The organism is Micromonospora sp. NPDC049799 (assembly GCF_040656655.1).
Lineage (GTDB): Bacteria > Actinomycetota > Actinomycetes > Mycobacteriales > Micromonosporaceae > Micromonospora.
In genome coordinates, this window is record NZ_JBFAMU010000551.1 from 1 (window position 1) to 3,063 (window position 3,063).

Annotated in this window: 3 protein-coding genes and 1 pseudogene; all 4 read right to left on the minus strand. The window is 73.9% G+C overall.

Annotation, left to right across the window (positions count from 1 at the left end; all coding sequences use genetic code 11):
* Positions 1-583: pseudogene (locus AB0I76_RS26150) on the minus strand (MFS transporter); the annotation flags it as partial.
* A gap of 80 nt (positions 584-663) precedes the next feature.
* The gene (locus AB0I76_RS26155; RefSeq protein WP_357040658.1) at positions 664-1,803 is read right to left on the minus strand and encodes an acyl-CoA dehydrogenase family protein; all 1,140 of its coding nucleotides are present in this window, start codon (positions 1,801-1,803) and stop codon (positions 664-666) included.
* Positions 1,804-1,851: 48 nt separating this feature from the next.
* The gene (locus tag AB0I76_RS26160) at positions 1,852-2,550 is read right to left on the minus strand and encodes a UdgX family uracil-DNA binding protein (protein WP_357040661.1); all 699 of its coding nucleotides are present in this window, start codon (positions 2,548-2,550) and stop codon (positions 1,852-1,854) included.
* Positions 2,551-2,606: 56 nt separating this feature from the next.
* The coding region (locus AB0I76_RS26165) for an aminotransferase class I/II-fold pyridoxal phosphate-dependent enzyme (RefSeq protein ID WP_357040664.1) at positions 2,607-3,063 on the minus strand (457 nt) is incomplete at its 5' end.

The window sequence follows — 3,063 nt, forward strand, 5'->3', positions numbered from 1 at the left end:
CGATCATGAACGCGGCGGCGCTGAAGGCGAACGGGCCCGCCAGCGGCGGCAGCCCCCAGCCGGAGGTGGTGCGGTCGGCGAGCGCGGCGAAGTTCGGCGCGGCCACCGCCCCGATGGTCGTGGCCCAGACGATCAGGGACAGTTGCCGGCCCCGCCGGGCGGGCTCGGCGAGGTCGACCGCCGCGTAACGGGCCTGGAGGCCGGCGGCCGTCCCGCCGCCGAAGAAGAACATGCCCAGGAAGAGCAGCGGCACCAGGCGGGTGACCGTGGCGACCACCACCAGCACGGCGCCGACAGTGCCCGCGAGGTACGCCACCGCCAGCCCCGGCCGGCGGCCGTGCCCGTTGATGATCCGGGTGACCGGTACGGAGAGCAGTGCCCCACCGACCACGGCGGCGCTCTGCGCCAGACCGGCGACCGCGGTGCCGGCGACCCGGGCGGCGAGCAACGCGCCCACCGAGATGCCGATGGTCACGCCGATCCCGCCGATGATCTGGGTGACGAACAGCAGGCGCAGCGTCCGGCGCTGGATCGGTACGACGTCCGGAGCGGTACGGACCGGCGCGGTCAGGTCGGTGGCCATCGGCGGGCTCCCGGAGCGGTAAGGGGTGGACAGCGCTCCCATCCTTGCGCATCCACCCCGCTCTCCGGGACCCGGTTTCGCTACAGGCCGAGGCCCCGGCCGATGATCTCCTTCATGATCTCGGTGGTGCCGCCGTAGATCGTCTGCACGCGGCCGTCCAGCCACGCCTTCGCCACGGGGTACTCCAGCATGAAGCCGTAGCCGCCGTGCAGCTGCACGCAGCGGTCGGCGACCTTGTTCTGCAGCTCGGTGGTCCACCACTTCGCCTTCGCCGCGTCGGTGACCGACAGGCGCCCCGCGTTGAACTCGGCGACGCAGTGGTTGACGAACGTCCGCGCGATGGTGACCTCGGTGTCCAGCTCGGCCAGCAGGAAGCGGTTGTGCTGGAACTTCCCGATCGGCCGGCCGAACGCCTCCCGGGACCGGGCGTAGTCCAGGGTGACCGCGAGCAGTTTCTCCGCCGCCGCCACCGCCGCGATCGCGATGCTGAGCCGCTCCCGGGGCAGGTTCCCCATCAGGTGGTAGAAGCCGTGGTTCTCGGTGCCGATCAGGTTCTCCGCCGGCACCCGGCAGTCGTCGAAGAACAGCTCCGCCGTGTCGTTGGCCTTCAGGCCCACCTTGGCCAGCCGCCGGCCCCGGGTGAAACCGGGCGTGCCCGCCTCCACCGCCACCAGGCTCACCCCGTGCGCGCCCTGGTCCGCCGTCCGGGCCACCACCAGCACCAGGTCCGCCATCTCACCGTTGGTGATGAACGTCTTCTGGCCGTTGAGGACCAGCGTGTCGCCGTCGCGTACGGCGGTGGTGCGGATTCCGGCCAGGTCCGAGCCGGCGCCCGGCTCACTCATCGCGATCGCGGTCACCAGGTCGCCGGAGCAGAAGCCGGGCAGCCACCGCTTGCGCTGGTCGTCGCTGGTCAGCTCGGTGAGGTACGGGGCCACCACGTCGTTGTGCAGCCCGAACCCGAGGCCGGAGCAGCCGGCGGCGACGATCTCCTCGACCAGCACCGCGTTGAACCGGAAGTCCTGCTGGCCGCCGCCGCCGTACTCGGGGTCGACGTCCATGCCGAGCAGCCCGGCCCGGCCGGCCTTGCGCCACACCTCGCGGTCGACGATCCCCTCGGCCTCCCAGCGCTCGTGGTGCGGCACCGCCTCGCGGGCGAGGAACTCGCGGCACAGGTCACGGAACTCGGCGTGGTCACGCTCGTAGAGATGCTGCTCCATGGCGGCAAGTGTGGCACCGCTCACCGCACCTGCCCAGGGGCGTGACGGTCAGGCGAGGGCGCGGGCGGCCACGGTCAGGTCGGCGACCAGTCCGTCGTACGCCGCGTCCTGGTCGTCGGCGCGCAGCACCGCCGAGGGGTGGATGGTGGCCAGCAGGCGGGCCTCCGGGGCGTCCGCCACCTTCCCGGTGTTGTCCACCGGCACCCGGGCGAAGTCCTCCGGGTGCTGGGCCGAGGCGGGCCAGGGCAGCAGCTCGCCGCGTTGCCGGGTGACCCGGAAGGTCGGGCCGAGCAGCGCCTTCGCCGCGGTCGCCCCGAGCACCACCACGATCTCCGGACGGAGCCGGGCGAACTCGGCGACCAGCCAGGGACGGCAGGCGGTGATGTGCACCCGGTCGGGGGTCTGGTGGATGCGCCGCTTGCCCCGCAGCTCGAAGCGGAAGTGCTTCACGGCGTTGGTCAGGTAGATGTGCGCCGGGTCCAGTCCGGCGTCGTCGACGGCCTTGCGCAGCAGCCGGCCGGCGGGGCCGACGAAGGGCAGGCCCTTCTGGTCCTCCATGTCGCCGGGCTGCTCCCCCACCAACACCACCCGCGCGCTCTCGTCGCCCCGACCGAAGACCGTCTGGGAGGCGTCCCGGTACAGCTCGCAGCCCCGGCAGCCGGTGGCGGCGGCGCGCAGCTCGTCGAGGGTGTCGGCCTGCGGCGGGATGAACTGCTGGGCGCCGGGGGCGGTGTCGGTCTCGGCCATGACGACCGTTCTACCCCGTTCGGGCCGACTCACGCCGGCCCGCCACGCCCGCCCGGTCAGGTGGAGAAGCTCGTCGCGGCTCCCGGCCGGACGGCACGGGCGACCGCGTCCGCCAGCGGCGCCAGGTCGGCCTCGTCGAGCGTGCTGACGGTGAGTCGGACCGCCGGCCCGGCGCCGATCCGGTAGAGCCCGCCCGGGGCGACCGCCCACCCGGCGTCCCGTAGGGCGGTGACCACGCTGGTCTCGTCGAGCACCGGCACCCAGACGTTGATGCCGCTGCGCCCCCGGGCCGGGACGCCCCGGTCGGCCAGCTCGGCGAGCAGCCCGGCGCGGCGGCGTTCATAGCTCTCCCCCGCCCGCGCCACCCGCTCGGCCACCGCCGGGTCGGACCAGAGGGCGAGCACGAGACGCTGCAGCACGGTGGACACCCAGCCGGCGCCGACCCGCAGCCGGCCGGCCACCCGGGCGACGGTCGCCTCGTCGCCGGCCACCACCGCGAGCCGCAGGTCGGGC

Coding starts and splice junctions, on each gene's coding strand:
- AB0I76_RS26160 (WP_357040661.1), bottom strand. CDS start 2,550: ATGGCCGAGACCGACACCGCCCCCGGCGCCCAGCAGTTCATCCCGCCG.
- AB0I76_RS26155 (WP_357040658.1), bottom strand. CDS start 1,803: ATGGAGCAGCATCTCTACGAGCGTGACCACGCCGAGTTCCGTGACCTG.